The organism is Propionivibrio sp. (genome assembly GCF_049316945.1).
Taxonomy (GTDB): Bacteria; Pseudomonadota; Gammaproteobacteria; order Burkholderiales; family Rhodocyclaceae; genus Propionivibrio.
The window spans coordinates 22,954-47,254 of record NZ_JBMOJE010000026.1; the positions used below are offsets into that span (position 1 = coordinate 22,954).

A 24,301-nucleotide genomic window follows, 5' to 3' on the forward strand; every position below is an offset into this window, starting at 1 on the left:
AATGTGACGGGCTAAGAATTGCCTTTCTCCGGCAGGCACTCAATCGACGGTTGATTGACCAGGCCGACGACCGCACCACGCCGTGCGCGTTGGCCGACATGTTTTTCATCCGACAGCAGCGTCTTGGCCTTGTTGCGGAACGTTCCCTTGATGCTGACTACCGGCCCCTTGGCGGCGATGATCGCCTTTAGCGTTTCCTTGCCTTTGAGGCCGATGATCTGCACGCCCTTGCCGCTGGAAAGCCGCTTCATCTGGTCGAGCGTGAACACGAGAAGGCGGCCGTCTTCGGTCAGTGCCGCCACGTGATCCTTGCCGGCTACGCGCACGGGAGGCAGGATGAGCGCGCCGTCCTCCATGGTCAGGAAGGATTTTCCGGCCTTCTGGCGCGAGAGCAGGTCGCCGAAGGTGCATACGAAACCATAGCCGGAGGTCTTGGCCACCAGCAACTCGTCTTCCGGTTGGCCGATCAGCACGTGGGCGATTTTCCCGGCACCGATTTCGATGAAGGAAGGTAGCGGCGTACCCATGCCGCGCCCGTCGGGCAGGCTGGAAATCGGCAGGGTGAAGGCGCGGCCTTCGGTCGACAGGATGACCAGCGAATCGACCGAACGGCATTCGTGTGTCGAACCGAGGCTGTCGCCATCCTTGAAGGTGACCGCCGAGAGGTCGAGGTTATGCCCTTGACGGACGCGCGCCCAGCCTTTTTCGGAGACGATCAGCGTTACCGGCTCGTCGGCGACGGCCGCCATTTCCGAGCGCGAAGCCATCGCCGCCGACTGGATCAGGGTGCGGCGCTCATCGCCATGCTTGGCGGCGTCGGCCTTGATTTCGCGCACTACCAGCTTGCGCAGCAGTGTATCGTTGCCGAGCAGCTTGAGCAGTTCTTCCTTCTCGCCGCGCAGTTTCGCCAGTTCCTGCTCGATCTTGATGCCTTCGAGCCGCGCCAGCTGGCGCAGGCGGATTTCGAGGATGTCTTCGGCCTGGCGATCCGAGAGCAGGAAGCGTTCGATCAGCGCCGGCTTGGGTTCGTCCGACTCGCGAATGACGCGGATCACCTCGTCGATATGCAGGAAGACGATGTGCCGGCCTTCGAGGATGTGGATGCGGTCGTTGGTCTTGGCCAGGCGGAATTCGGTACGCCGGACAACCGTCTGCAGGCGGAACCGGCACCACTCGCCGACCAGGTCGGCCAGCGTCTTCTGGCACGGACGACCATCGATGCCGACGGCCACCAGGTTGATCGGCGCGGTGGTTTCAAGGCTGGTGTGGGCGAGCAGCAGGGCGACGAATTCGTCACGGTCGAGGCGCGAACTGCTCGGCTCGAAGACGAGACGGATGTCGGCATCCTTGCCCGATTCGTCGCGTGCACGTTCGAGTTGCGAGGCGAACAGGGCCTTCAACTGCGCCGCCGACTGTTCGATCGATTTCTTGCCGGGCTTGGGCTGCGGGTTCATCAGTGCGCCGATTTCGGAAAGTACCTTGGCGCTGGAAACGCCGGGCGGCAGTTCCTTGATCACCAGTTGCCAGGCGCCACGCGCCATGTCCTCGAATTCGTAGCGGGCGCGCACGCGCAGGCTGCCGCGCCCCGTGCTGTAGGCGCTGGCGATTTCGGCGGCGGAAGAGATAATCTGGCCGCCACCCGGATAATCGGGGCCGGGGATGTGCTCCATCAGTTCGGCGACGCCGGCTGAGGGATTGTGGATCTTGTGGATGGCCGCCGCCGCGACTTCGCGCAGGTTGTGCGCAGGCATTTCGGTGGCCATGCCGACGGCGATTCCCGACGCGCCGTTGAGCAGCGCGAACGGCAGGCGGGCGGGCAGGAAGGCCGGTTCCTCGAACGAACCGTCGTAGTTCGGCTGGAAGTCGACGGTGCCTTCGCCGAGTTCGCCGAGCAGCAGTTCGGCAATCGGCGCCAGACGCGCTTCGGTGTAGCGCATGGCGGCCGCGTTGTCGCCGTCGCGCGAGCCGAAATTGCCTTGCCCGTCGACCAGCGGGTAGCGCAGCGAAAAGGGCTGCGCCACGCGCACCATGGCGTCGTAGGCGGAGGTGTCGCCGTGCGGGTGGTATTTGCCGATCACGTCGCCGACGACGCGTGCCGACTTCACCGGCTTGGCGCCGCCCATCAGTCCGAGCTCGCGCATGGCGAAAAGGACGCGACGCTGCACCGGCTTCTGGCCGTCCTTCACATCCGGCAGAGCGCGACCCTTGACCACGGCGATGGCGTATTCAAGGTAATCGCGCGAGGCCGATTCGTGCAGCAGGATACTTTCGCCGTCGTCGTCTTCCGGTATTGCTGGAGCTGGCGGCGTTGGTGGCGCGGGGGGCAACAAATCGTCGAACAGGTCAGGGGTGCTGGGCATATCAATCTTTAAAAAGCTGTTTAACCACGGCGGGCACGGCGAACACGGCGAAAATCATAAGAGGGCAATATCTTGAGGTACGTAGTTTGGCAAATATGAATAACGATTTTCGCTTTTTGCATTTCGCCGTGCCCGCCGTGTTCGCCGTGGTTAATTTCAGTCTTTCAATCAAATCTCCGCCCCGATCAGCGCCCCATTGGCTTCCATCCACGCCCGCCGTCCGGCCGATTCGTTCTTGGCCATCAGCATGTTCATTACCGGGTTGGCCTCATCGGCGCCGGGCTGGCGGATGCGCATCAGGCGGCGGGTGTCGGGCGACATGGTGGTTTCCCAGAGCTGTTCCGGATTCATTTCGCCGAGACCCTTGAAGCGCGAAAGAACCACCGCTTCGGGCTTGATGCCTTCCAGACGCAGGCGGTCGAGCATCGCTTCGCGCTCGGTGTTGTCGAGCGCGTAGAGCTTGCGCGGCGGGCGGTTCTTGCCATGGCCCGGCACGTCGAGTCGGTAGAGCGGCGGCTGCGCGAAATACAGGTGGCCCTGTTCGATCAGTCTGGGAAAGTGGCGGTAGAACAGCGTGCACAGCAGGACGCGGATGTGGCTGCCGTCAACGTCGGCATCGGTCATGATCACCACCTTGCCGTAACGCAGGTTGTCGAGCACGCTGGCTGGCGCATGCGCGGCGTGCGGATCGATGCCGAGCGCGACGGCAATGTCGTGCACCTCGCGGTTGCCAAACAGGCTACCGGCCTCGACTTCCCAAGTATTAAGCACCTTGCCGCGCAAAGGCAGAATCGCCTGTAACTCCTTGTCGCGGCCGGATTTGGCCGAGCCGCCGGCCGAATCGCCTTCAACCAGGAAAATCTCGTTGCGCCGAATGTCTTCGCTCTGGCAATCCGAGAGTTTGCCGGGCAGGATGGCGACGCCCGACTGCTTGCGTTTCTCGATCTTCTGCCCGGCACGCGAACGCGCCTGAGCGGCGCGGATGGCCAGTTCGGTGATTTTCCTGGCGTCGTCCGGGTGTTCGTTGAGCCACAGTTCGAGTGGGTCGCGCACCATGCGCGAGACCAGCGCCACGGCATCACGCGAGTTCAGGCGCTCCTTGGTCTGCCCCTGGAAAGAGGGGTCGAGCACACGGGCGGCGAGCACGTAACTGGCGCGTGAAAAGACATCTTCGGCGGCCAGCTTGACGCCCTTGGGCAGCAGCGCGCGGTGTTCTGCAAAACTCTTGACGGCGTCGAAAGCGGCCTGGCGCAACCCGGTTTCGTGCGTGCCGCCGGCCGGGGTGGGGATCAGATTGACATAGGATTCGCGCGCCAGATTGCCCTCGGCGCTCCAGCAGATGGCCCATGCCGCGCCGGAACCGACCGGGAAGTTTTCGTCGCCGGGTGGTGCGTATTTCTCGGCGGTGAACATTGGCGCCACCAATTCCCCGTCGAGCTGTTCGGTCAGGTATTGCTGCATTCCGTCGGCAAAGCGCCAGGTGGTGGTGGCGCCATTCTCGATGGCCAGCACGATTTCAAGGCCGGGCAGCAGCACCGCCTTGCTGCGCAGCAGACGTTCGAGTTCGTTGACGGGAATGTTGGGCGAATCGAAGAATTGCGGGTCCGGCCAGGTGCGCACGCGGGTTCCGCTGGCTTTTTTCGGCGCATCGCCGATGCGTTGCAGCGGTTCGATCAGCGCGCCGCCAGAGAAGGCGAGCTGGTGCCGAGCACCCTCGCGCGTGACCTCGACCTCAAGGCGGGTGGACAGCGCGTTGGTGACCGAAACGCCGACGCCGTGCAGACCGCCCGAAAAGCGGTAAGCCGAGGTGCCATCGGCCTTGTCGAATTTGGCGCCGGCGTGCAGTTGGGTGAATACCACTTCGACCGTCGGCACCTTCTCGACCGGGTGAATCTCGACCGGGATGCCGCGCCCGTCATCCTGGATCGACACCGATCCGTCGCTGTGCAGGGTCACCACAATGCGCTTGCAGTAGCCGCCCAGCGCTTCGTCGGCGGCGTTGTCGATGGCTTCCTGAATGATGTGCAGCGGGTGGTCGGTGCGCGTGTACATGCCAGGCCGATGGCGAACGGGCTCCAGTCCCTTGAGAACGGAAATGGATTCTGCGGTGTAACTCATTGCGCGGGATTCTCCAGCATGCGTGTTTCCGGTACTTCGCCGGAAAGACAAAGGCCAGCGTGAATCCGGCCCTTGCGTTTTGATGGTGCGCAGTTTACTACCGAACTCCTTGTTGTTGGTGGCAATGCACAGAACCGAGGATCATTCCTTGATTCTGTAGCCCATCGCCCGGTAGCCACGCTGACGTTTATCCCACATGCGCAGCAGCGCCGGGTGGCCGCTGTCCACGAAGTCGATGATGCGCACGTCGGTTTTGGTCGCATGTTCGCGGTGCAGACGGCCCGCGTATTGCTGCAGCGTTCCTTTCCACGAAACCGGCATGGCCAGCACCAGCGTGTCGAGTGGCGGATGGTCAAAGCCTTCGCCAACCAGTTTTCCGGTGGCGAGCAAGACACGCGGTGCATCCGGTGATAGCGCGTCGAGTTCCGCGATCAGCGTGGCGCGCAGTTTCTTCGACAGGCGACCGTGCAGCACGAAGATCGACGCTATCTTTTCAGGCAAGGCAGCCAGGATTGCATCAAGATGCTCGGTGCGCTCGGTCAGTACCAGCACCTTGCGGCCTTGGCAGTAGGCGGTTTCGACCTCAGCGGCAATCGCTGCCGTCCGCTGCGGATCATTGGCAATGTGGCGGAAAACGTCCTGAATGCCCGCTTCCTGCGGCAGATCGATGCGCGTGTCCACCCTGTGCGGTGCGACTTCCAGGTCGTGCGGCGCACTCTCCGGGCGCGCTGCCGTGTGCCGGATCGGTCCGCATTGCATGAAGATGATCGGCTGCTGGCCGTCGCGCCGGATTGGCGTGGCGCTCAGCCCGAGCACGTATTTGGCCCTGACACGCTTGAGGATCGCTTCAAACGACTTGGCGCCGACGTGGTGGCATTCATCGACAATGACCTGGCCGTAGTTTTCGACCAGCGGGTTGATCTCGTCCTGGCGGGACAGCGACTGCATCACGGCGATGTCGATCTTGCCGGTAGGCCTGGGCTTGCCGCCGCCGATGCTTCCCACCACACCCTTGCCAACGCCGAGAAAGGCTTGCAGACGCTCTTGCCATTGCCTCAGCAACTCGGTGCGGTGCACCAGAACGAGGGTGTTGATGCCGCGCCGGGCGATCATCGCCGCCGCGATCACCGTCTTGCCGAAAGCGGTTGGTGCGCTTAACACGCCGCTGTCGTGATGCAGCATGTTGGCCACTGCCGTTTCCTGATCGAGTCGCAGCGTCCCGGCGAAAGAAGCATCGATTGGCTGGCCGACGAAGCGCTCATCATGCACATCGCAGCGGATACCATTTTCCTTCAGCAGGTCCAGCGCCGTATCCAGGCAGCCGCGCGGCAAGGCGATGTGCTTCGGGTAGTTTTCCGCACTGCAGATCACACGGGGTTTGTCCCACACCGAAAAGCGCATCGCCTGCGCCTTATAGAATTCCGGATTCTGGAAGGCGGCGAGGCGGATCAGGCGATTGGCCAGCGCTTGCGGCAGTTGCGCCTTCTCGAAGTAGATGAGATTGGCCAGCCTCAGGGTGAGCGATTCCGGCATCGGTCCAGCCAGCCGTTTGCTGGTCGGTGCAATTCGCTTCCACGGTTCCTTGTAATCCTCCTCCTCGATGAACGCCACATCGAGCGGATGCACGCCGCCGGTGGCACGCAGGATGGTTGGCTCGATGTCGTGAGCCGGCATCGCCTGGATTGAGGCGAGGAAGGCCCATTGGTCACAATAGGGATTCAGGGCGTCATCAACGAATACGCTGCAGCCGTTTTCGCGCGGCTTTTTCTGCAGGGGCAAGGCGATCAGGTTGCCGAAGCCACCTTTGGGCAGGGTGTCCTGATTGGGGAAAAGGCGGTCGTAGGATTCGAGCTTCAGTTGCTGGGTGCGGGCGCAGGTGTGGCTGATGATCGCTGTGCCAAGCCGACGCGCATCGCGTGCCGACACGCTGCCGGCGAAGAACAGCCAGGCGTGCGCACCATTGCCCGAACGCGAAATTTCGAGGGCCACCGGCACACCCAGTTCGCGACAAGACTGAACGAAGGCCAGAATATCCTCTTTCCATTCGGACTCGTCGAAATCGACGGCGAGGAAATGGCAGGTGTCGTCGGGCAGCAGCGGATAGACGCCGATTGTGTGATCGCCGGTGAGGTGCTTGTAGATGACTTCGTCCGACAGCGGTATCAGCAGGCGATTGCCGCAATCCGCACACTTGATGCGCGGCTTCTCGCAAACGCCGACACGCCACTCGTTGGCGCAGGCCGGCGCGTAGCCCGGCCTGCCGGTGGATTTGCTCTCCCAGCGGACCGGATAGACGTCGGTACGGCCCCGGAACAGGCGGCGAAATAGCGATACTTTTTGCTCGGGGCTGAATCGCGACGGTTCGATTGCTGCCGGAATCACTACCGGATTGGCCGCCAAAGGTTCCAGCTTCGGCGGCAAACGCCAGTCGATCCCGCTGGCTTCCAATAGCGCCACCAGGCGTGCATTCTCTTCGCGCAGATGGCTTACATCTTCAGGTGGGGACTGAGTCACGCGCATCGTCCTGACTGGATTTCTTGTTGTCCCTGGCTAAGTTACCAAAAAAACACATCCTCTGTAATCCTCATTAATAGGCGTTCTACAAGCAAGCAAGACGAAGAAGCATTAAATACGCCATTCTTCAGGCACATAGTCTGTATAACGCCAATCCATGAGGTCTGCAGCCTTCCCGTATGAAATTCAGTGAAGTAATAACCGCATTCCTCATCCCCGAAATTTCTACCAGAACCAGCTCAAATGCGTCATGCCATCTGTTTCGACCATTCCCTACATAGCTTGCGAAATGAGCGACTTTTATCAATCGCCTGTTGTAAATTCATCAGCTTCGAGAAAGCAGGTTGATCGGTGGTTTCACGGTAGGTGCCGGATGCCATACGCTCACCAAGGAATCCCTTGGCGTCGAGCGGTCGTTCGACATCGAAATCTTATGGAAAGTTGAAAATAAACCCGCGACATCCATGCTGCGACTGGGCGGAGGCAAGCAAGGCAGTTACGTCTTGCTCTCACCCAATTTCTTGCGAATAGCCGCCTTGCTTTTAATAGTCGACACGGCGGCATCTTCCAATGCGGTTGCCGCGACGGGCACTTCCAGATAGTTCGCTTTACTCACGACCGGCTTGCCGCTCTTGGCTTCCAGCGCCTTGCGCGCATCGCCGGCAACGGTGCCGCCTTCCCTGGCAGCTCTGCGGTTATCGGCAAAGCCTTGGGCATCCTTGCGCCGGGCGATTTCCGTCGTGCCGGCTTCTCCCAGCATGGTGAAAATCAGCTCCAGATCGGTCATGTGGTCGCGCAGGTTGTTGCCGGTCTTGACCTTGTCCAGCCCCTTGAGCCGGCTATGGGCGCCCGGCGTGACGCCGAAGGTGGCGCGGGCGATTTCGGCGGTCAGGATGGAGTATTCCTTGCCCTCCTGCACACCGCGTTCCTTCCATTCGTCGGTCAGTTCGCCGCGCACGGCAATCGAGCGCAAGCGTTTTTCGATCCACGCCTGCGGGTAACCCTTGGCCTGGTATAGCTCGCGAGCGCGGGTGCCGGCCAGTTCCGGGTTTTCGATTTCCTTGACGCGCTCGTAACCCACTTTCGCCAACCAACGCTTGAAGGGTTCGGCCTTGGGCGAGGGGACGGACTGGATGATGCGAAACAGTCCCTCGGTGTTGGCGCAGTCGCTTACTCGCTGCTTGCCGTCCTGGGCTTCAAGTTTCAACCCGTGACAAAATGTCACAGCTTCACTACCCTCCGAAATCAGCCGCTGTTTTAGCTTGCGCCAATAAGCGCCGTGATCTGGACTATCGGTCAGCACACCGCAGACATCGACAACCGAGAACCACCATTCCTCGTTGTGCCAGGTTCGGCGGATTGCTTTTTCCTGAAAGACTACGAGGTGTTTTTCAGATTCGGCAGATGTCATGATTTTCTTGCTCATTATGTTTGCTCCCTGATTCCGTACTATTCACGCCTCTCGATGAGGCGCACCACGTCCAGCGATTGCAGTTCGAAGAGCATGGCGTAGATGGGGTGTGAGTACGGTCACGCTACACCCTCAATCAAGCGGACAACCTCCACGGCTTGCAACTCGAACAACATGCCGTAGATAGGGTGGCTGGGCTGGAAGATTTCTTCGGCTGTGCTTTTGGCATGTAGGTTCCATCCAAGCCGCGCAACCGCTTCGGGATTCTTCTTGCCCTCGATTACCTCTGGCGCAGGCCAATCGGCGATGCCGGCCTCGGTGCAAGCGTCGAACAGGCGGATACCTTTGGCGTGCAATTCTTCGGGGAAGAACAGTTCGTAAACTAGGCCATTGAGGAGTCGTTCATACTCTAACGCGGCAATTCCTATTGTGATTGCCCTAACGAGCCATTCGATTGAAGCAAGTTGGGGCGGGGTCGTTGTTGCTATCGGAATTTGCCCGGAGTAGCGCGGCTCAAAGTCGAAGAACCCGCCCTGTTTGGTGGCAAAAGTCTGGGTCGCTAGCCAAGCTGCGATCGGCGAGTTAACGCATGATGTGGCTAGTGCGATAGAAGCGGGAATGAAAATTGTGGATTTGTTGTTGCTGAAATAACCAAGCTCGTCAACTGATGCAATTGGACTCGCTGCAATAGCTGGGATGATGATTTTTGGCTGCTCGAACTTTTCCCAATATGCGCAAGACCGTAATTCCCAAAAGTAGTGGCCTTGATCAGACCGGTCAATGAGCTGTTGCCGTTTTCCTTCGGAAATAAACCAGGCGTAAATGGCAGGGTAAGTTTTTGCAAACAATTTTTCGGCTTTAGCCAGCAGCAATCCACTCCAAGGATGTTGCTTGTTTTCAGACGATTCAATCTTGATAAGGTATTGCTCAGCGAACTGGACGTTCCAGCGCTTGATGTCCTTGCCCCGCAAAAACGGTTTTATGATTTCAGCCGATTTCGGGTCTTGGGAAATCATTTCATCCCGTTGTTCGCGGGAAATGACGAAGGCTTCGTTCAGTCCAGTCAAAATCCCACGATAGAAGTAACCCTGGCAGTAATCTCCTAAGGGTTGCCCGGCCTTACGCAAACGCTCCAGCAGGCGGCGCTGAGTCGGTGGTTCCAGTTGCCAGCCGCCCACTTTCAATTCCGCTTGTGGAACGGAAAAATGCTCGGCGGCAAACACCTCCGGGAAGTGCGCGACCTGGTGCGCCGGGTTGTTGCTGTCCCAATTCAAGGCCAATACGTCGTTGCGCACTTCGTCCAAGGCGACCGGCTTGACCCGTTTGGTGGCTATGACGATGGTCGGATAAGCCAGCGCATCGAAGACGGCTTCGTCGCCAAAGTCGATGATCTGGCGCATCTTGGTGTGGCTGACCATGTAGCGGCGCAGGTCTTCACCGTATTTGGCACGGAACCATTTGTTGCTGGTGATGAAGCTTAAGCACCCGTAGGGGTTGAGCAACTGGAACGAGCGTTCGTAGAAGTACACATACAAGTCAGCCGTGCCGTTGTAGCAGTCGTAGTGCGGCTTGTAGCGCGGCTTGTCGTCCTTGATGGATTCGTGCCGCACATAGGGCGGGTTGCCGATGAGCACGTCGAAGCCGCGTGAGAAGCCGAACATCCATTCGGGATCGAAAAAGTCGGCGTGACGGTTCTGGTCAAACGGATCCCAGGCAGCCATGCGGTCAGCGTCGCCGGGGTCACGCAACATGTGTTCAGCTTTTAGCAAGGCTACCAGTTCGTCGCGCAAGCGCAGGATGCGCGCTTTGCGCTTGCGCTTGTCGGAGAAACGCTTGGCAGCGAAGTGACTGGCGTTGGCTTCGCGCAGTTCAGCTTCCTTTTCGGCGACGGCAGGGCTGTCGAACAACTGGCCTTGGCGGGAGGTGCGCGGGATAGGCAGCAGCGAGTTGGCGGCGACAATCTTGGTTTCCAGATTGGGCAACGGGGTGAGCCGGTTGTGCCCGGCGTCGAGCTTCTGTTCGACCACCAGCGAGACGAAGAAGCGAAGTTTGGCGATCTGCACCGCTACGGGCTGTATGTCCACGCCATACAGGCATTTTTCGATCAGGTAGAGCTTGCGGGCGTAGTCTGCATAGTCCGGGTCAGCGAAATCCTGGTCGAATTTGATCAGGGCAGCCTGCGCCTGGGCGATCTGCTCTTCGCGTAGGTTGGGGTCGGGCAAGGTTTTGGCGCTGACCAGATGTTGTTCCAGCGGGCAGCGGTTTTGTGCTTTCCACAGCGCGTTGGGAGGGTTGTCGTCAAGCTTGCGCAGTACATGCACCAGCTTTTGCAGGATACCCATGGGAAAGGCGCCCGAACCACAGGCCGGATCAAGAACGCGCAGTTGTTCGATAGCGTGGATCAGTTGCTGTGTTTCACCAGCATTGAAGTCGTGCCCGCTGTGGCGGTAGCTGAGAAGCTGGCGCAGGCGGGTTTCACTCCCCTCTCCCGCAAGCGGGAGAGGGGCAGGGGGTGAGGGGGCTTGGATATCCATCACGGCTTGATAGATCGCCTCAAGCACCCCTTCCGTTTCCATAAGTAGTTGATTATTCCAGAACCGCAATACGCGAATTCCCTGTTTTTCCAGAAATTCAGTACGCGCCTGATCGTAGTCCGCTTGTTCCATGTGCTGGCTGCCGTCCAGTTCAATGGCAAGTTTAATTTCAGCGCAGTAAAAATCGAGGATGTAGCGGCTTTCAGGATGTTGGCGACGAAATTTCAGGTCAAGGAAATGACGGTTACGGAGTAGATGCCAGAGCAGGGTTTCTGCATCTGTCTGTCTGGTGCGCAGTTCACGGGCATAAGCGCGAATGTCATCTGGCAGTTTGGCGGGTGGGTTGGGGTGTGGTGGTAGATTATCCGCCCTCACCCCTGCCCCTCTCCCGCTTGCGGGAGATGGGTTCAAGTAGCGGGCAAAGTAAGCCACCAATGCCTCATCCACCATGTAATCGACCACTTCGCGCGGGGTGTAGAACGAGCCGCTTTTCTTGCGGGCGGTGGTTTTGGTGTCCGGGTTGTAGCTGGCCAGCAGGTTTTCGAATACCTTTCCCAAGAGTTCCGGGTCGAGGGCGACTTCTTCTTCTACCGGGGTGTTCTCTTCGATGGTGAACTTGTAGCTTTCAAATATCTTCAGCAGACCGCGTGGTTTGTATTTGCGGTTCTTGGTTTGATAAATCTCGTTGAGATCAACACCGTCTTTACCGTCGGAAAAAAATAGCTCGTTAGGTAGGTAGATCGGGTTTTCTGGGCGTTCAGAAAAACCATCCACGCGCAGCACGGTTTGGCGACCTTCGGTTACTACCAGCGCGGCCAGGTCTTGGTCTCGTTCCAGGTCTTCATCCGTTACCAATTTGTCCAGGCACTCAAACAGCCCTCCGTTCAGGAAAGGCACTTTGCGGAAGAGTGAAATGGCGTCGTCAGGAGCCTTGAATTCCTTCTTGTAGCGGTAAACCGTATGGATAAGGTATTTCTCAAGTCGCTTGGAGCCAGCATCTTCGCGCCATACGCGCTGCCTGTTTCCGTCTTCGTCTTCAGCGGTGGTCTCCGTGTTCAGGGTGGCAAAGAATAGGTTTTGCAGTACCGCCTTGTAATAGTTGCCTTCGCGCGGTTGCAAGCAAGGAGCGGTGAGCAGAAGGCTGGTAAGTGCTTTCTCGTCAAAAAGTTCGCTCGGCACTAACCTTTTTTCCTTGAGGAACCAAACAAAAATCAGCCGCGTAAGCAGTCGGATCATGGCTACTGACGGGCGGCCGGTAATGGCCGGGTCGTGAGAGTCATCCAGCGGCTGGCCTTTGGGAAAGCGCACCCCGGTTTCTTCGCGCAGCGCCCAGAAGTACCAGTCGGACAACTCCTTGTAGAACTTCTCGTTCAACGCCTTGACGTCCAGCGCGGTCATCCAGGCTTCGTAGAGCTGGTTAAAGCTGGAAGGCACGTATTTCGTGCTCACCGGTGCCAGCGCCATGCTTTCCAGGATTCGGAGATGGGCGGCATGCGGCTTATGAAGGTCAATGTCCTTGATGATGGAAATTTTGCCGTCCATCACATCGCGCGCGGTATCGCGTTTATGGCTGCGCCGGTTGATCACGGCCAGTGAAAGCATGGGTTCCTGGTCGTGCCCAGGATGCCGGAACAGCATGATTACCGGCATGGGGAAGAGGCGGTTGACCTCGCGCGTGATGCGAGCCAGTCGAGTGCGAGACCAGTTGCCTGTTTTAAGATCAACCGCCAGAAAGATGAAGCTTTCTATCTGGTAGGGCTGGACTCCGGTATCGCTGAAAAAACTCATTTGTCCGGCGGCGAGCGCAGGAAGTTCGTCGTTGGTGAGTTGGAACAGGAAGTTCACGCTTTGCCAGTCGGCCAGGCAGGCCGCTTCGGCGTTAAGCCGATGGTTGCCGCCGAGCAGTGTTTCCAGTTCTTTGGCAAACGACTCGGGCTGTGTGGGCCAGTCCAGGGTTTTGTTGCTTGCGTAGCCGAGGGTGGTGAGTAATTCGAGAGCGCATTTGTGCAAGTCGCCCGTGGCCGTTGACTTCAGGGCTACTTCAAGGCGGGTGCGTAGCTTTATGTCGCTCATTGTATGTGGCCCAAGTAGACGGTCTTGTCGAAGCAGGTTGATGTAAAGATTCCAGGCTTGCCGGAGTCTGCCGAATCTGGCAAAGCCCTTCTGTTAGCCGCGCCAATAGGCGTTCTACAACTCATCTGCCAGGTAAGCCAATGAATACGCCATTCTTCGAAGGCATGCCTTGTAGATCGCCATTTCATAAGGCTTGCAGACCTGTTGTGCTGATTAGTCGTTTCAGGGAATTTTCCTAGTCTTACTCAAACGGTCCAGTTTTCGATGCTCAAGCCAGGAATACGCGCAAAATCCCGTTCGTTGTTGGTGACCAGGATCAGATTTTCAGCGAGGGCATGGCAGGCAATCAGGGTGTCCATATAGCCGACGAGGTTTCCCGTGATCTTTTGTGCACTCCGCAGTTTGGCATAGTGGTCTGCCGCTGCAACCGGCCACTCCAGGCAGGGCATGTAGTCGAGAAATGCGAAAACGGCGATTTTAAGCGTCGTGGCATCAGGGACGAGTTCAAGGCCATAGAGCAATTCGCCTCGGGTTATGGCGGAAATGGCAATTTCTTCGCTAACCAGTCCAGCGCGTATTTTGCTCAATAGCGCTGGTTGTTTGCGTTTGATCGCATCGCTGCAAATGTCGGTGTCGAGCAGATAAATCAGCATCAAAAAATCTCGCGGAAGTCACCTGCCCGATTATCTCGCTCGGCCATGAATTCTTCCGGCACCGTCGCTTCTTCAATCAACCTGAATAACTTGTCCAGGCCATCGGTCTTGCATTTTTTCGGGGTGAGCGTGACCACACCAGTGACTTCGTTCTTATGTACCCATACCTCGTCGCCCGGTAGCCTGAAGGCTTTGGGCAAGCGGACGGCCTGACTGTGTCCGGTTTGAAACAGTTTTGCGGTAGCTAACATGGCCGCCTCCTTGTACATATGGAATCGTAGCTACTTTATCACAAGCCAGGTAATGAGTTCAAAGTCACCTGTGGATTTCACTTGCTTGCCCGCGTCGGTAAGTTTGCCGCCGCGCCCGGAAAAAAGATTGCCGGCATTCTTGCGCTCGAACTGTGCGGCGATGGCGCTGACGGCCTTTTCGAGCAGGTCGCCATAACGGCTCATGTCTTCTCCGTTCATTGTTTCAACATCAAACAGATCGCATAAGGCGGCGTAGGGTTCGGCTTTGCCCTGGCTTACGGCACGAAAGATTTCGAGAATCTGTTTCGGGCTGGTGAAGTTGTAGCGCACTTCGCCATCATCACGGATATAGACGAGGAAGTAGGGCTGGAGCGGGTTGACCGCTTCATTGCCGACTGCCTCGGCGCGTTGCTTGAGGCAGTAGATGGCGCCGGGCTTGATGGTCTGAAATTCAGCGTGCGGCGGTACGACGGCGTAGAGACCAAAGGGGGCTTCTTCGAGTTTTTCCCGGTTGGCTTCGATGTAGGTGGCCAGTTCCATGCGGAAATCGTCGAGGGTGAATTCGTTGATGGAAATGGTTTCGTTGAAATCTTCAAGGTCGAGCACTTCGTCCTTGAGCCTGAGCAGTTGCTTGTCTCGGTAGCGCAGGTCTACGGTAATCAGTTCGCGCAGGTCTTCCGCTTGCAGGATGTTGTCCTCGGCAGTGGCGGCGATGTCGACCAGCGCCATGCGGGCTTCCACACGGTTTTTCAGGTTGATGTATTTGTTGAGGTCGGGCGTCGGCCAGAAATTGATGAGCTGGATTTCCTTGTTCTGGCTGCCGATGCGGTCGATACGACCGAAGCGCTGGATGATGCGCACCGGGTTCCAGTGGATGTCGTAGTTCACCAGCAGGTCGCAGTCTTGCAGGTTCTGGCCTTCGGAGATGCAGTCGGTTGCTACCAGGATGTCTATCTCGCCGTCTTGCGGCATTGATTTCATCTTGGCGCGCTGCTTGGCGCGCGGCGAAAAGTTGGTGAGTATCTGGCTGAAATCGGCGTGACCAAAGCTTGTGCGGTTGGGCTTGGTGCCGCCAGAGACCAGCGCGATATGCACGCTCAGTGTTTCGCGCGCCCAGTCTTCAAGCTCCTCATACAGATAGGCAGCGGTGTCAGCAAAAGCGCAAAAGACGATGATCTTACGATTCTCTTCCCCGTGGTTATTCGTGCTTGGGTGCCTGACCTTTTGTTCGATTATCTTTTTAAGTTCAGTGAGTTTGGCATCGCGCTCCGGGGTTACGCCATCGGCGCTTTCTGCCAGCATGGATAGTTGCTGCTTGTCGCTGGCCAAATCGGCGAGCCATCGATCAACATCCATGTGCTCCAGGCGATATTTTAGGGTGCCGACTTCAAAGGCCTCACGCAATTCTTCATCTTCTTCTGCTTCCATGATGAATAGTTCTGCCTGCAATTCCTGCGCCTTTGAATCGCGTAACTCCTGAAACTTGCCTATGCGCGCTTCCAGGTCTTCAAGTTTTTTGACGGTGCGATCCATGGTGATGGCGAAAGAGCGCACAGAACTCTCCAGACGCTTGAGGAAGTTGACCTTCATCATGCCGATCAGGAAGCGTTCGCGAGTTTCCTGGTTGAAGTTTTTGATGGCACCTTCGCCAGCGTAAAAAGCCTTGAACTGCGGAAGCACATAGGCCGAGGGTTTGAACTGGGAGAGTTGGTATTTTTCGATTTCCTCATTCAGCCGGTCATAGGTCGGGAAGCGATGCTTGCTGTCGATGTCAGCGTAAATCGACTGTGGCTTGGCACGCTTCGGAAACTGTCCGATGGTGGCTAGCGAGGCACGGTAGTAGCGCTTGATGTGCTTGCGTGAGCGGGCAATGGTGAGCTCGTCAAGCAGAGTGAAAAAACCTGCCGGCAGTCGATCCATCAGCTCAACGGCATCTTTGTCGCCAGCGCGCTTGGCCCATTCCATGAAGTTTTTTTGCGCGCTGGTAAGGGTGTCTTTGATGCTGTGGATGCCCAGGCTTTGCGAGAACGTGGCATCACGCCCTTCGGTAACGAAGTAAATCTGGTTGCGCAGATCCTTTAGGTCGTTATTTACCGGTGTGGCCGAAAGCAGCATTACTTTGGTTTTTACGCCGGCCTGGATGATGTCTTCCATCAAGCGCTCGTAGCGACTCTTGCGGATGATGTTGCCGTTCTCGTCGCGTTTGCCCTTCACGTTGTTGCGGAAGTTGTGCGATTCATCGATAACGATGAGATCGAAGTTGCCCCAGTTGAGCGTGGCGAGATCGACACCGTCCACCTTGCCGGTCTCCCGTGAAAGGTCGGTGTGAGAGAGAACGGTGTAAGCGAAGCGATCCTTCAGGAAGGGGTTTAGTTCGCTATTGTTCTGGGCGAGATACACCGTCCAGTTGTCGCGCAGTTTCTTGGGGCAGAGCACCATGACGCGAAGGTTTCGAAGCTCGTAGTATTTGATTACGGCCAACGCGGTATAGGTTTTGCCCAAGCCGACGCTGTCAGCAAGGACGCAGCCGTTATGGGCATTGATTTTGTGAATGGCGCCCTTGGCGCCGTCTTTCTGGAAGTCGAACAACGCTTTCCAGATGTCACTATCGATAATGGCGGTTCGGTCAAAAAGCTGGGCATCATCATCCTGTCCAGACAGGAAGCGCTCAAAGACGTGAAATAACGTTTTGAAGTAGATGAACTCCGGAGCGTGATTGACATAGAGTTGCGCCAGGTAGCTCAGCACCTCTTCCTTGACGTCAGCCACCAATTTGTCATCGGTCCAGATGTTGTCGAACCATTCCTTTAGTTCGGCCCGGTCGCGGTCACTGTCAACAATCAGGTTGAGTTCAATGTTCGGTGTGGCCGAAAGCCCTAGCCCGCGCCGGGTGAAATTGGAACTGCCGAGAATGGCGTGCTCCCGGTGGCCGTCGTGGATGTGGTAAAGCTTGCCGTGCAGCAGATTGGCTTGACGTATCGAGCGGATTTCGACCTTGTCTTGAATCCAGGCCGCACAGCGCCTGGCGATTTCTTTCTGTTGCAGGCGATTGGCAAGTTCCAGCCCTTCGTCTTCAATCTTGAAGGATTTCTTGTCGGTCTTTTCCGGGTCGAGCGTGGCGATAAATCTGGGTTCGCCAAACAGGAAATGAAGCGTATCAATGCGATCAAGGCGATCTGCAAGAGCTTCGTAGGCGTATATGGTGAAATAGGCTGAAACGACGGAGAGGGCGCTGCCATCCGAAACTTTTTCAACCAGAAAATCGGAAACCCTGCCGCAACCATAGTTGTCACGGATTCCGAAACTGTTTGATCCTTTAGCAGCCATCGATTCCCCTTGCCTCAATTTTTTGCACTGCTGGAGGATGCGAATTCATCATTTTCACCTTGAAATTTGCTACCTGGAATCGAGGGAGTTCGCACTGGCCACAGTATATCGATTGGTTTTTGTGTAACCGACTGTTGATGCACATCGCATCGTCATCGGATAATCTGCAGGAAAGTACTCCCTTTTTTACTTTAGTCCTACAAGCAAATTGGTATGTTTGAATTTTCCCGATTATTTATCCGTGTTGTTTCAACCAATCTGTCGGGGTTACGCTGGTCACTACCTCTTTCGTTCGTTCTAACATTTCACGATCCAGCGTGACCAGAGTCAGCGTGCGCTGCGCTGCCAAAGCCACATAAACTGCATCGGCACCGCGCAAACGCTGCTGTGCGGCGGAGGTCGCGGCTTCCATCGCGAGATCGTCGGTTAAAGGCACGAATTGAATCCAGGGTTGTATATGCAGAAAAGCCGTGATTTTTTCAGCCAGTCCGGAGTCATCGGTCTGGCGGGCGATGGCGCCGGCCACTTCGGATAGCGCCAGAAGCGGTGTCGTGACCGTGATGCCTTCTTCAACCAGGCGACGCAGCAAAACAGCCGCGTCAAGGTGATGCGCATCACGGGCAAGGAAGGCGGCGACCCAGACCGATGCATCAATCACCATCAACCGCGTCTCTGTTCGCGCACGGCATCAGTTGCGCTCAATCCGGTTTTCCATTTGTTGCAAACTTGGGTGGCGAGGGCTTCCAGTTCCTGGCTAAAGGCATCAGCCGCCTTTTTCCTCGCGCTGGCCGTAGGCGCAAGTGGGGCGCCAATTTCCCGTGTCAGAAGTTGGGTAATGAGGTCTTTCATGCTTTGCCCGCGCAGGGCGGCTACCGCCTTGGCCTTGCGAAACAGGTCGTCGGGCATCTCGATAGTGGTTTTCATGATGATCTCCGTAAATATGGGAACCCGTAAATCTTACCCGCCTTGTGAAAGCCGGATCAATTCATTTTTCCTGGTGATCGAGAATTTTCTAAGTGCAAATCTAGCGGATTTCACCTGATTGAACGGTCATAAAAAGGCCAGATAGATTTCTGGAACTTGGCGGTAAGGCTTGATTTCCGAACGGGCATTGCTCTGCCAGTAGTAGGAGTTCAGTTCGTCGCAACTTTTTCGACATAGGCCTCGATATCCACCGCATCAATCTGTTCAGGCCGCATGTAACGCTCGGCGTACTCACGATAAACGCCGGAGCGCAGGAACAGATCGAACAGGTCGGGATCGATGTGCTGGTCCTTTTTCATCAGCGACATGATCTTGATGGCTTCCGAAAGCGTCTTGCCTTTCTTGTACGGGCGATCAACGGCGGTCAGTGCTTCGAAGATGTCGGCGACGGCCATCATGCGTGCCAGCGGGCTCATTTCTTCGCCGCGCAGCCGTTTCGGATAGCCGGTGCCGTCCATTTTCTCGTGGTGGCCGGAGGCGATTTCGGGAACGTTGCGCAGGTGCTTGGGGAAGGGCAGTGCGGAGAGCATGATCAGGGTCTGCACGATGTGCTCGTTGATCTTGTAACGCTCTTCCTCCGACAGCGTGCCGCGCGCGACGCTGAGATTGTAGAGCTCGCCTTTGTTGTAGAGCAGTTCGGGAACCTGCATTTTGAAGCCCCATTTGTTGTCCGGCGCTATCCTGTCCTGGGCTTGGCGTCCAAAGAGGTGTTCAGGTTTGTCGGCGAGTAGCGCTTCGCTGACCGGCAAGTCGGGCGCTGGTGAGCGCGCCTTGCGTTCATTTTCTTCGTGGGAAATGCCGATCCGGTCGTCGAGGGTGCGCAGCCAGGTGCGCGCGGCGATTGTTTTGAGGCGATCCTGCTTTTCGGGCGCCATGAACTCGCCGCCCTCGTTGCTGGTGGCGACGAAGGAAAAGTCATCGTCAAGTTGCGCCAGGGCTGCCGCCAGTTTCGCACGGGCAGTGGCCTCGGGCTCGCCGGTGGTGATCGACTTGAGGCAGGTGATTTCGGCATCACGCTTGAGCACTTCAAAGCGCATGCGGATTTCGTGGATGCGGTCGTAAAGCGTTTCGAGCTTGGTCGCCTTGTCGACGACGTATTCCGGGGTCGTCACCTTGCCGCAATCATGCAGCCAGGCAGCGACGTGCACCGCTTCCCATTCATCCTCGCTCAGGTGGAAATCCTTGTACAGGCCAGTGGTCTGGTCACAGGCAGCGCGGGCCAGCATCTTGGTGATTACCGGAACGCGGGCGCAGTGCCCGCCGGTGTAGGCGCTCTTGGCATCGATGGCTCCGGCGATCAGTTTGATCATGGCTTCAAACAACTGCTTCTGGGCCTGGATCAACTCTTTGGCTTCAAGAGAGACGGCGGCTGATCCCGAAAGCGCACCGATGAAGCTCAGGCGAGCGTCGTCCGTTTCATCAAGACGTAGCAGCACCATCGCGCCGACCAGATTTTGCTGGCGGTTGAGGAGCGGCACCGCGATGGCGTGGGTTGCGCCACTGGCCTTTATTGCTTCCGCCAGATCCAGTGCTTGAATGTCGGCCTCAGTCAGGCGTGCGGAGTGAGCGGTTCGGGCGGCCATGGCAGCGCTGAATAACGGGCTGCTTGCAGCCGGATCAACGACCGGGGCGCTGCTGGGCAAGGCGCTTCCATCCGCCATGAGACCGGTTGCCGGTAACAACTTATCCTCGTCGGTCAGGTATAGCACGCCCGCATCGGCGTCTGCTGCTGAAATGGTTTCGCTCAGCAGGTGTGGCAACAGTCGCTCGAAATTATTTTCCGCCGCGACCGCCAGGCTGATGTCGAGAAAGCGGCTGATCGTATGCTTCATGCTGTCCATCGTCTGCGCCAGATCGCTGACTTCGAGTACGTTGGATTCGACGCTGATCGGTTTCGAGAATTCGAAGTGGCGGATGGCATCGGCTTCGCCAGCCAGTTTACGCAAGGGTTGCGATACGGCGCGCGCCAGCGCCCAGGTGATCGGAATCGCCAGCAGGATAACGAGCGCCATGACGATGAAAGAGTGACGCATCAGCGTGTGGGCAGCGGCCATCAGTTCGTCATCGGGAATGGCGGTAATCAGGAACAGGGTGTTGGCCCCTTCAAGCTTCAAGGGGCTGACCGATACGTGCCATAGCTCACCATCGACCTCCTGCATCAGGTTCTGGGCAATTTCACTGTTAATGCTGCGCACTATCGGTGCCAGTTGCGCGAGAACGGGAACCCCATAATCGGTGATGTTGGCCAGAACCGGCTTGTCGTTGGCATTGGCCGACAGCCGGATTTTTCTCGCATTGTTCTCGTGGGCGAGGATTAGTCCCGACCGGTTGACCATTGCAATCTGCGTCCCGGGCGTCACCTTTAGTTGCGCCAGAGTCTGGTCAAGTGTTTCCAGACGGATGTCGGCGCCGACCACGGCATCACCCTTGCCGGCTCGGTTGGCGATCGTGGTGCCAACCTTTTTGGTGGTGAAGAAAAGGTAAGGTGGAGTTTTGATCTGCCCGCTGGCGATCAGCGCAGCTTTGTACCAGTTGCGGGTACGCGGATCATAGCTACTCGCATAGTCGGGACGGTCATCGCTGCGCAGGGTGGCCAGCGCCGAATCCAGAAAGATGTAACGACCGCGCAAAATCCCCTGCTCATGGTCAATGCTTTGTACGATGTAGTCCGTCTGCTCCGGGGCGGCAAAGTCATTTCGTTCGGCCTCGTTAGCGATACGGCGGACAAGAAAACTGTCGCCATTTCCATAGCCGACATAGAGCGACGTGAGTTCGGAAGAATTGCTTAAGGCCTCGCGCATGAAGCCAAGATTCTCCAGCCTTTGCTCAAGGGATGTAGCCTGGGTAACAGCATCAAGGCTCAACAGCCGGGTGGCCATCTCGGCCGGAGCGATGATGTTGGCGAATTCGCGCAGCGCCTCGCGTCCGATGCGTTCGCTTAGCTCGTTAGCCGTCGACTTGAGGATGCCGCTACTGATCTTGTAACCGAGCCCGCCGATCACGCCTCCGACAATCAGCAACAGGGCCAGGAATAGCGTCGAGATGTGGATATGGAGTGGAAAGCGGCGTTTCATGGTGACTACTCCCGTTCAGGCATGGACAATAAAAGAGCCAGAAACCTTGCTGTTACCTGGCTGCATGGCCTTCTTGAACTGCTTTGGAATGCTGCCTTGTGCGACAGACACCACCAAACAAAAGGCTGTATGGCTTGCAGCACAAAGGTTTGAGACAATGGCAGAAGCCGGGTTACGGCATATCCTGATTGCTGCAACTTCAAGATTAACCGGAGTTTAACGTGCGCCGTGTTTAAGCGCTGTCTTCCGGCGGGTACGAATCCCGCCCGGTATTTTTCGTTCCGACCGGCAAGGGAACCAGGTATTACAAGAACGATGATTTGAATTGATTGTCTGCCACATACCCGGCAAATGATCGGTGTGTTGTTTTTTTCCAATTTTTACAGGAGATATTTCATGAAATACTCGTTTTCAATGCTTGTTGCCGCTCTCGCGGTTTTACCAACACTGGCTTTTGCGCAGATGGCGCCAATCAGTGCTGTCGTTGTCGAAAAAGGCAAGGGAACGGTAAGTACCGCCGAGACGATCGTCCTGCAGGGTGCCATCACCGCCATCAACCCGGCCACCCGGCACGTGGTGATCAAAGGCGGGAGCGGCAATGAGCTGTCATTTGTGGCCGGACCCGAAGTGAAAAACTTTGCGCAGTTGAAGGTCGGCGATATCGTGACCCTGAACTACATTCAGTCGCTGACCTTTGAACTGAAGAAGGGCGGCAAGGAGTTGCGCAAGCGGGTCGAGAGTGGCGAAACAATCAGTGCCCAGCCCGGTGAAAAACCGATGGGTGGAGAATCCACATCCGTTCGCATCATCTCGGATGTTACGGCGGTGAACAAGAAGGCCGGAACGATAAGCTTGCGCGGCCCGCAGCGGACGCTTGATCTGAAGGTCAAGGATAAATCCTTGTTGAAGGACGTCGCCGTTGGCGATCAGGTCGAGTCGACCTTTGTCGAGGCCTCCGTGATTTCTGTCAGGCCGGGCACGCCGGCGAAGGGGGTGAAGTAAATGGCTAATGAATCGCAAGAGGCTAAAGATGCGGGCATGCTCGCGGTCATTGTGAAGCGCATGCAGGAACAGCGACTGCCGCGAGCGCTCGACCTGAAAGACAAAGTGGACCAGGGCGGGATTCTGGATGACATGGATATCGATTTTCTGGAACTGGTGTTTGCCGATACCAATCAACTGAAGCCGCTTCTGGCACGCCATCCGGAGTATGAGGATCTGGCGGTACGGATGATGGGACTCTATCGCGACATTACGACCAAAGCGCTGGAGAATGAGCAGGGCAAGGCGTAGAGGCCGGATTTTCAGCGCCAGGAAAGCCGACAATATCCGGCTTTCCTGGCCTGCATTCCCTGGCGCCTGTCGTTGAATGGCTAAACGATTTGTGGTCGCCGGATTGCTGGTTTTTGCCGCCAGCGCAGCGGCTGCTGCCTGGTTCTGGTTCCCTTGGGCACTATCTCCGGGCTACACCATCCGCATAACAACCGGCCCGATCGGGAGTGATGGGCAAGTTTTCATTGCCGCGTTCAAGCGTGAACTGACTGAAGAGCATCCCCGTGCCCGCCTGGTTTGGGAGGAAGTTGCGAGCCTTGAGGAAAGTGCCCTGGCACTTCAGGGCGGCAAGTTTGATCTCGCCGCTGCCAGGAGTGATCACCCGGCAGTGGCCAACGGCGGCACGATCGTCGTTTTGCGGCGAATGCCAATCGTCATCATGGCGCCAGCGAAATCGTCCGTTGCCTCAATGAAGAACCTGGTCGGGAAAAAGATTGCCGTTCTTGAGGGTACGGCAGAGGACGATCCCTTGCTCAGGACAGTAATGGAATTTTATGGCCTCGAACCGGGCAATATCGTCAAAACGAGTCCGGCAGAGATCGGCGCCGCGCTGCACGACAAGCGGGTTTTTGCAGCGCTAGCCATCAGTCCTGTCGGACCAGGCCCCGTCGCCGAGGCGGTCAAATCCATTGTCAAGGCGACAAAGAAGCCTCCGAAATTCATCGATCTGGAAGCCAAGGCGATTGCCGATCAATACCCGGTGTATGAAGCGATGGAAATTCCTCGGGGCGCGTTTGTCGCAGCGCCCGCCATCCCGGGCGAAGAGGTGACTACGGTGGCGGTCACGGTTCGACTGGTGGCCAAAAAATCCATGTTCAAGGACGTCGCCGGCGAGATGACGCGCTTGCTGATGATGACCCGGGCCAAGCTTGCCGCAACGATGCCGCTGGTCGGGCAGATTGAAGCGCCGGATACCGACAAGAAAGGCGTTCTTCCCGTCCATCCGGGCGCTGCAGCCTATTTTGATGGCAGTCAGGTGAGCTTTTTTGAACAAGCCATGGATATGCTGTTCAATATTTCAATCATCGGCGGTCTTTTTGGTTCGGTCGCCTACTGGATTAGAAGCAATTGGCGCAGACATCGGCCGAACGAGACACGACAGCATCTCGCGCGGCTGTCGGCCATTTTGCACGAGGTAAGAACGGCTGCCCCCGATCAGTTGGATTCCATCGAGGAAGAACTGGATACCCTTGCGGAATGGATGCTCGACCGTTTCGCGCAGGAACAGATTACTGCAGAGCGGGTAAACGCAATTTCAGCCATGCTGTCGCAGATTCGCTTGCTTATTGAACGCAGACGAAAGGCCTGATTCAACCAAGAGAAGGCAGTTGACCACAGCGAACACGGCGAACAGCGCGAAGCTGCCCCGTAGGAAATACCCTTGGGGTGCGTGAACAAAGCAGGGACCCTTCCCTCGCCTGGGGTTATACCCCGAGGGTAGGCATGGGTTCGCTTGCGTTACGGCCTGCTCTCTTGCTGTTTGTAAACGCACGACCCCGTGTTACCACGACGCCGCTTCCTCATGCTACCGGGGCGTACGGACAACTCCCCGGACGGGACTTCAACCCGCTAGATTTACTGCTGTTACGCAAGGTCGAAGCGATCAAGGTTCATCACCTTCAGACTTCCTGATCCAGTCCGTATTTATTCAGTATTTATAGGAAATTAGT

General features: G+C 57.2%; 14 protein-coding genes. 3 read left to right on the forward strand and 11 right to left on the reverse strand.

Annotated elements, in window-relative coordinates; all coding sequences use genetic code 11:
- Positions 1 to 11 precede the first annotated feature (11 nt).
- From parC to ACOYNV_RS08325, 11 genes are all read right to left on the reverse strand, one after another.
- Entirely contained in the window at positions 12 to 2,360 is a 2,349-nt protein-coding gene (gene parC, locus ACOYNV_RS08275; protein ID WP_422899289.1) for a DNA topoisomerase IV subunit A, read from the reverse strand.
- Positions 2,361 to 2,528: 168 nt separating this feature from the next.
- Complete coding sequence (locus tag ACOYNV_RS08280; protein WP_422899290.1) at positions 2,529 to 4,478, reverse strand: DNA topoisomerase IV subunit B; 1,950 nt, start codon at positions 4,476 to 4,478, stop codon at positions 2,529 to 2,531.
- A gap of 141 nt (positions 4,479 to 4,619) precedes the next feature.
- A complete protein-coding gene (locus ACOYNV_RS08285) occupies positions 4,620 to 6,992 on the reverse strand; it encodes a TOTE conflict system archaeo-eukaryotic primase domain-containing protein (protein WP_422899291.1) in 2,373 nt (790 codons plus the stop codon).
- Positions 6,993 to 7,488: 496 nt separating this feature from the next.
- Positions 7,489 to 8,418 carry a BRO-N domain-containing protein gene (locus tag ACOYNV_RS08290; protein ID WP_422899292.1) on the reverse strand — a complete coding sequence of 310 codons (930 nt, stop codon included), beginning with the start codon at positions 8,416 to 8,418 and terminating at the stop codon, positions 7,489 to 7,491.
- 104 nt (positions 8,419 to 8,522) lie between these two features.
- A complete protein-coding gene (locus ACOYNV_RS08295; RefSeq protein WP_422899293.1) occupies positions 8,523 to 13,010 on the reverse strand; it encodes an Eco57I restriction-modification methylase domain-containing protein in 4,488 nt (1,495 codons plus the stop codon).
- Positions 13,011 to 13,255: 245 nt separating this feature from the next.
- Positions 13,256 to 13,663 (reverse strand): type II toxin-antitoxin system VapC family toxin, encoded by a 408-nt coding sequence (locus ACOYNV_RS08300; RefSeq protein ID WP_422899294.1) that lies wholly within the window; start codon positions 13,661 to 13,663, stop codon positions 13,256 to 13,258.
- Positions 13,663 to 13,914: an antitoxin gene (locus tag ACOYNV_RS08305; protein ID WP_422899295.1), complete on the reverse strand. Its 252-nt coding sequence runs from the start codon at positions 13,912 to 13,914 to the stop codon at positions 13,663 to 13,665. Before ACOYNV_RS08305 ends, ACOYNV_RS08300 begins: the two co-directional genes overlap by 1 nt.
- 30 nt (positions 13,915 to 13,944) lie before the next feature.
- Positions 13,945 to 17,241, reverse strand: coding sequence for a helicase-related protein (locus tag ACOYNV_RS08310; RefSeq protein WP_422899296.1), 3,297 nt, complete (start codon positions 17,239 to 17,241; stop codon positions 13,945 to 13,947).
- A gap of 235 nt (positions 17,242 to 17,476) precedes the next feature.
- Positions 17,477 to 17,902: a type II toxin-antitoxin system VapC family toxin gene (locus ACOYNV_RS08315; protein WP_422899297.1), complete on the reverse strand. Its 426-nt coding sequence runs from the start codon at positions 17,900 to 17,902 to the stop codon at positions 17,477 to 17,479.
- A complete protein-coding gene (locus ACOYNV_RS08320; protein WP_422899298.1) occupies positions 17,902 to 18,165 on the reverse strand; it encodes a hypothetical protein in 264 nt (87 codons plus the stop codon). The genes ACOYNV_RS08315 and ACOYNV_RS08320 overlap by 1 nt, the downstream gene beginning before the upstream one ends.
- 209 nt (positions 18,166 to 18,374) lie before the next feature.
- The gene (locus ACOYNV_RS08325; RefSeq protein WP_422899299.1) at positions 18,375 to 21,299 is read right to left on the reverse strand and encodes an HD domain-containing phosphohydrolase; all 2,925 of its coding nucleotides are present in this window, start codon (positions 21,297 to 21,299) and stop codon (positions 18,375 to 18,377) included.
- 396 nt (positions 21,300 to 21,695) lie between these two features.
- Between ACOYNV_RS08325 and ACOYNV_RS08330 the strand changes: the two genes are divergently transcribed.
- From ACOYNV_RS08330 to ACOYNV_RS08340, 3 genes are all read left to right on the forward strand, one after another.
- A complete protein-coding gene (locus ACOYNV_RS08330) occupies positions 21,696 to 22,301 on the forward strand; it encodes a copper-binding protein (RefSeq protein WP_422899300.1) in 606 nt (201 codons plus the stop codon).
- On the forward strand, positions 22,302 to 22,592 hold the full coding sequence (locus ACOYNV_RS08335; protein WP_422899301.1) for a hypothetical protein: 291 nt from the start codon (positions 22,302 to 22,304) through the stop codon (positions 22,590 to 22,592).
- A 76-nt stretch (positions 22,593 to 22,668) separates the two neighbouring features.
- The gene (locus ACOYNV_RS08340; protein ID WP_422899302.1) at positions 22,669 to 23,940 is read left to right on the forward strand and encodes a TAXI family TRAP transporter solute-binding subunit; all 1,272 of its coding nucleotides are present in this window, start codon (positions 22,669 to 22,671) and stop codon (positions 23,938 to 23,940) included.
- Positions 23,941 to 24,301 lie beyond the last annotated feature (361 nt).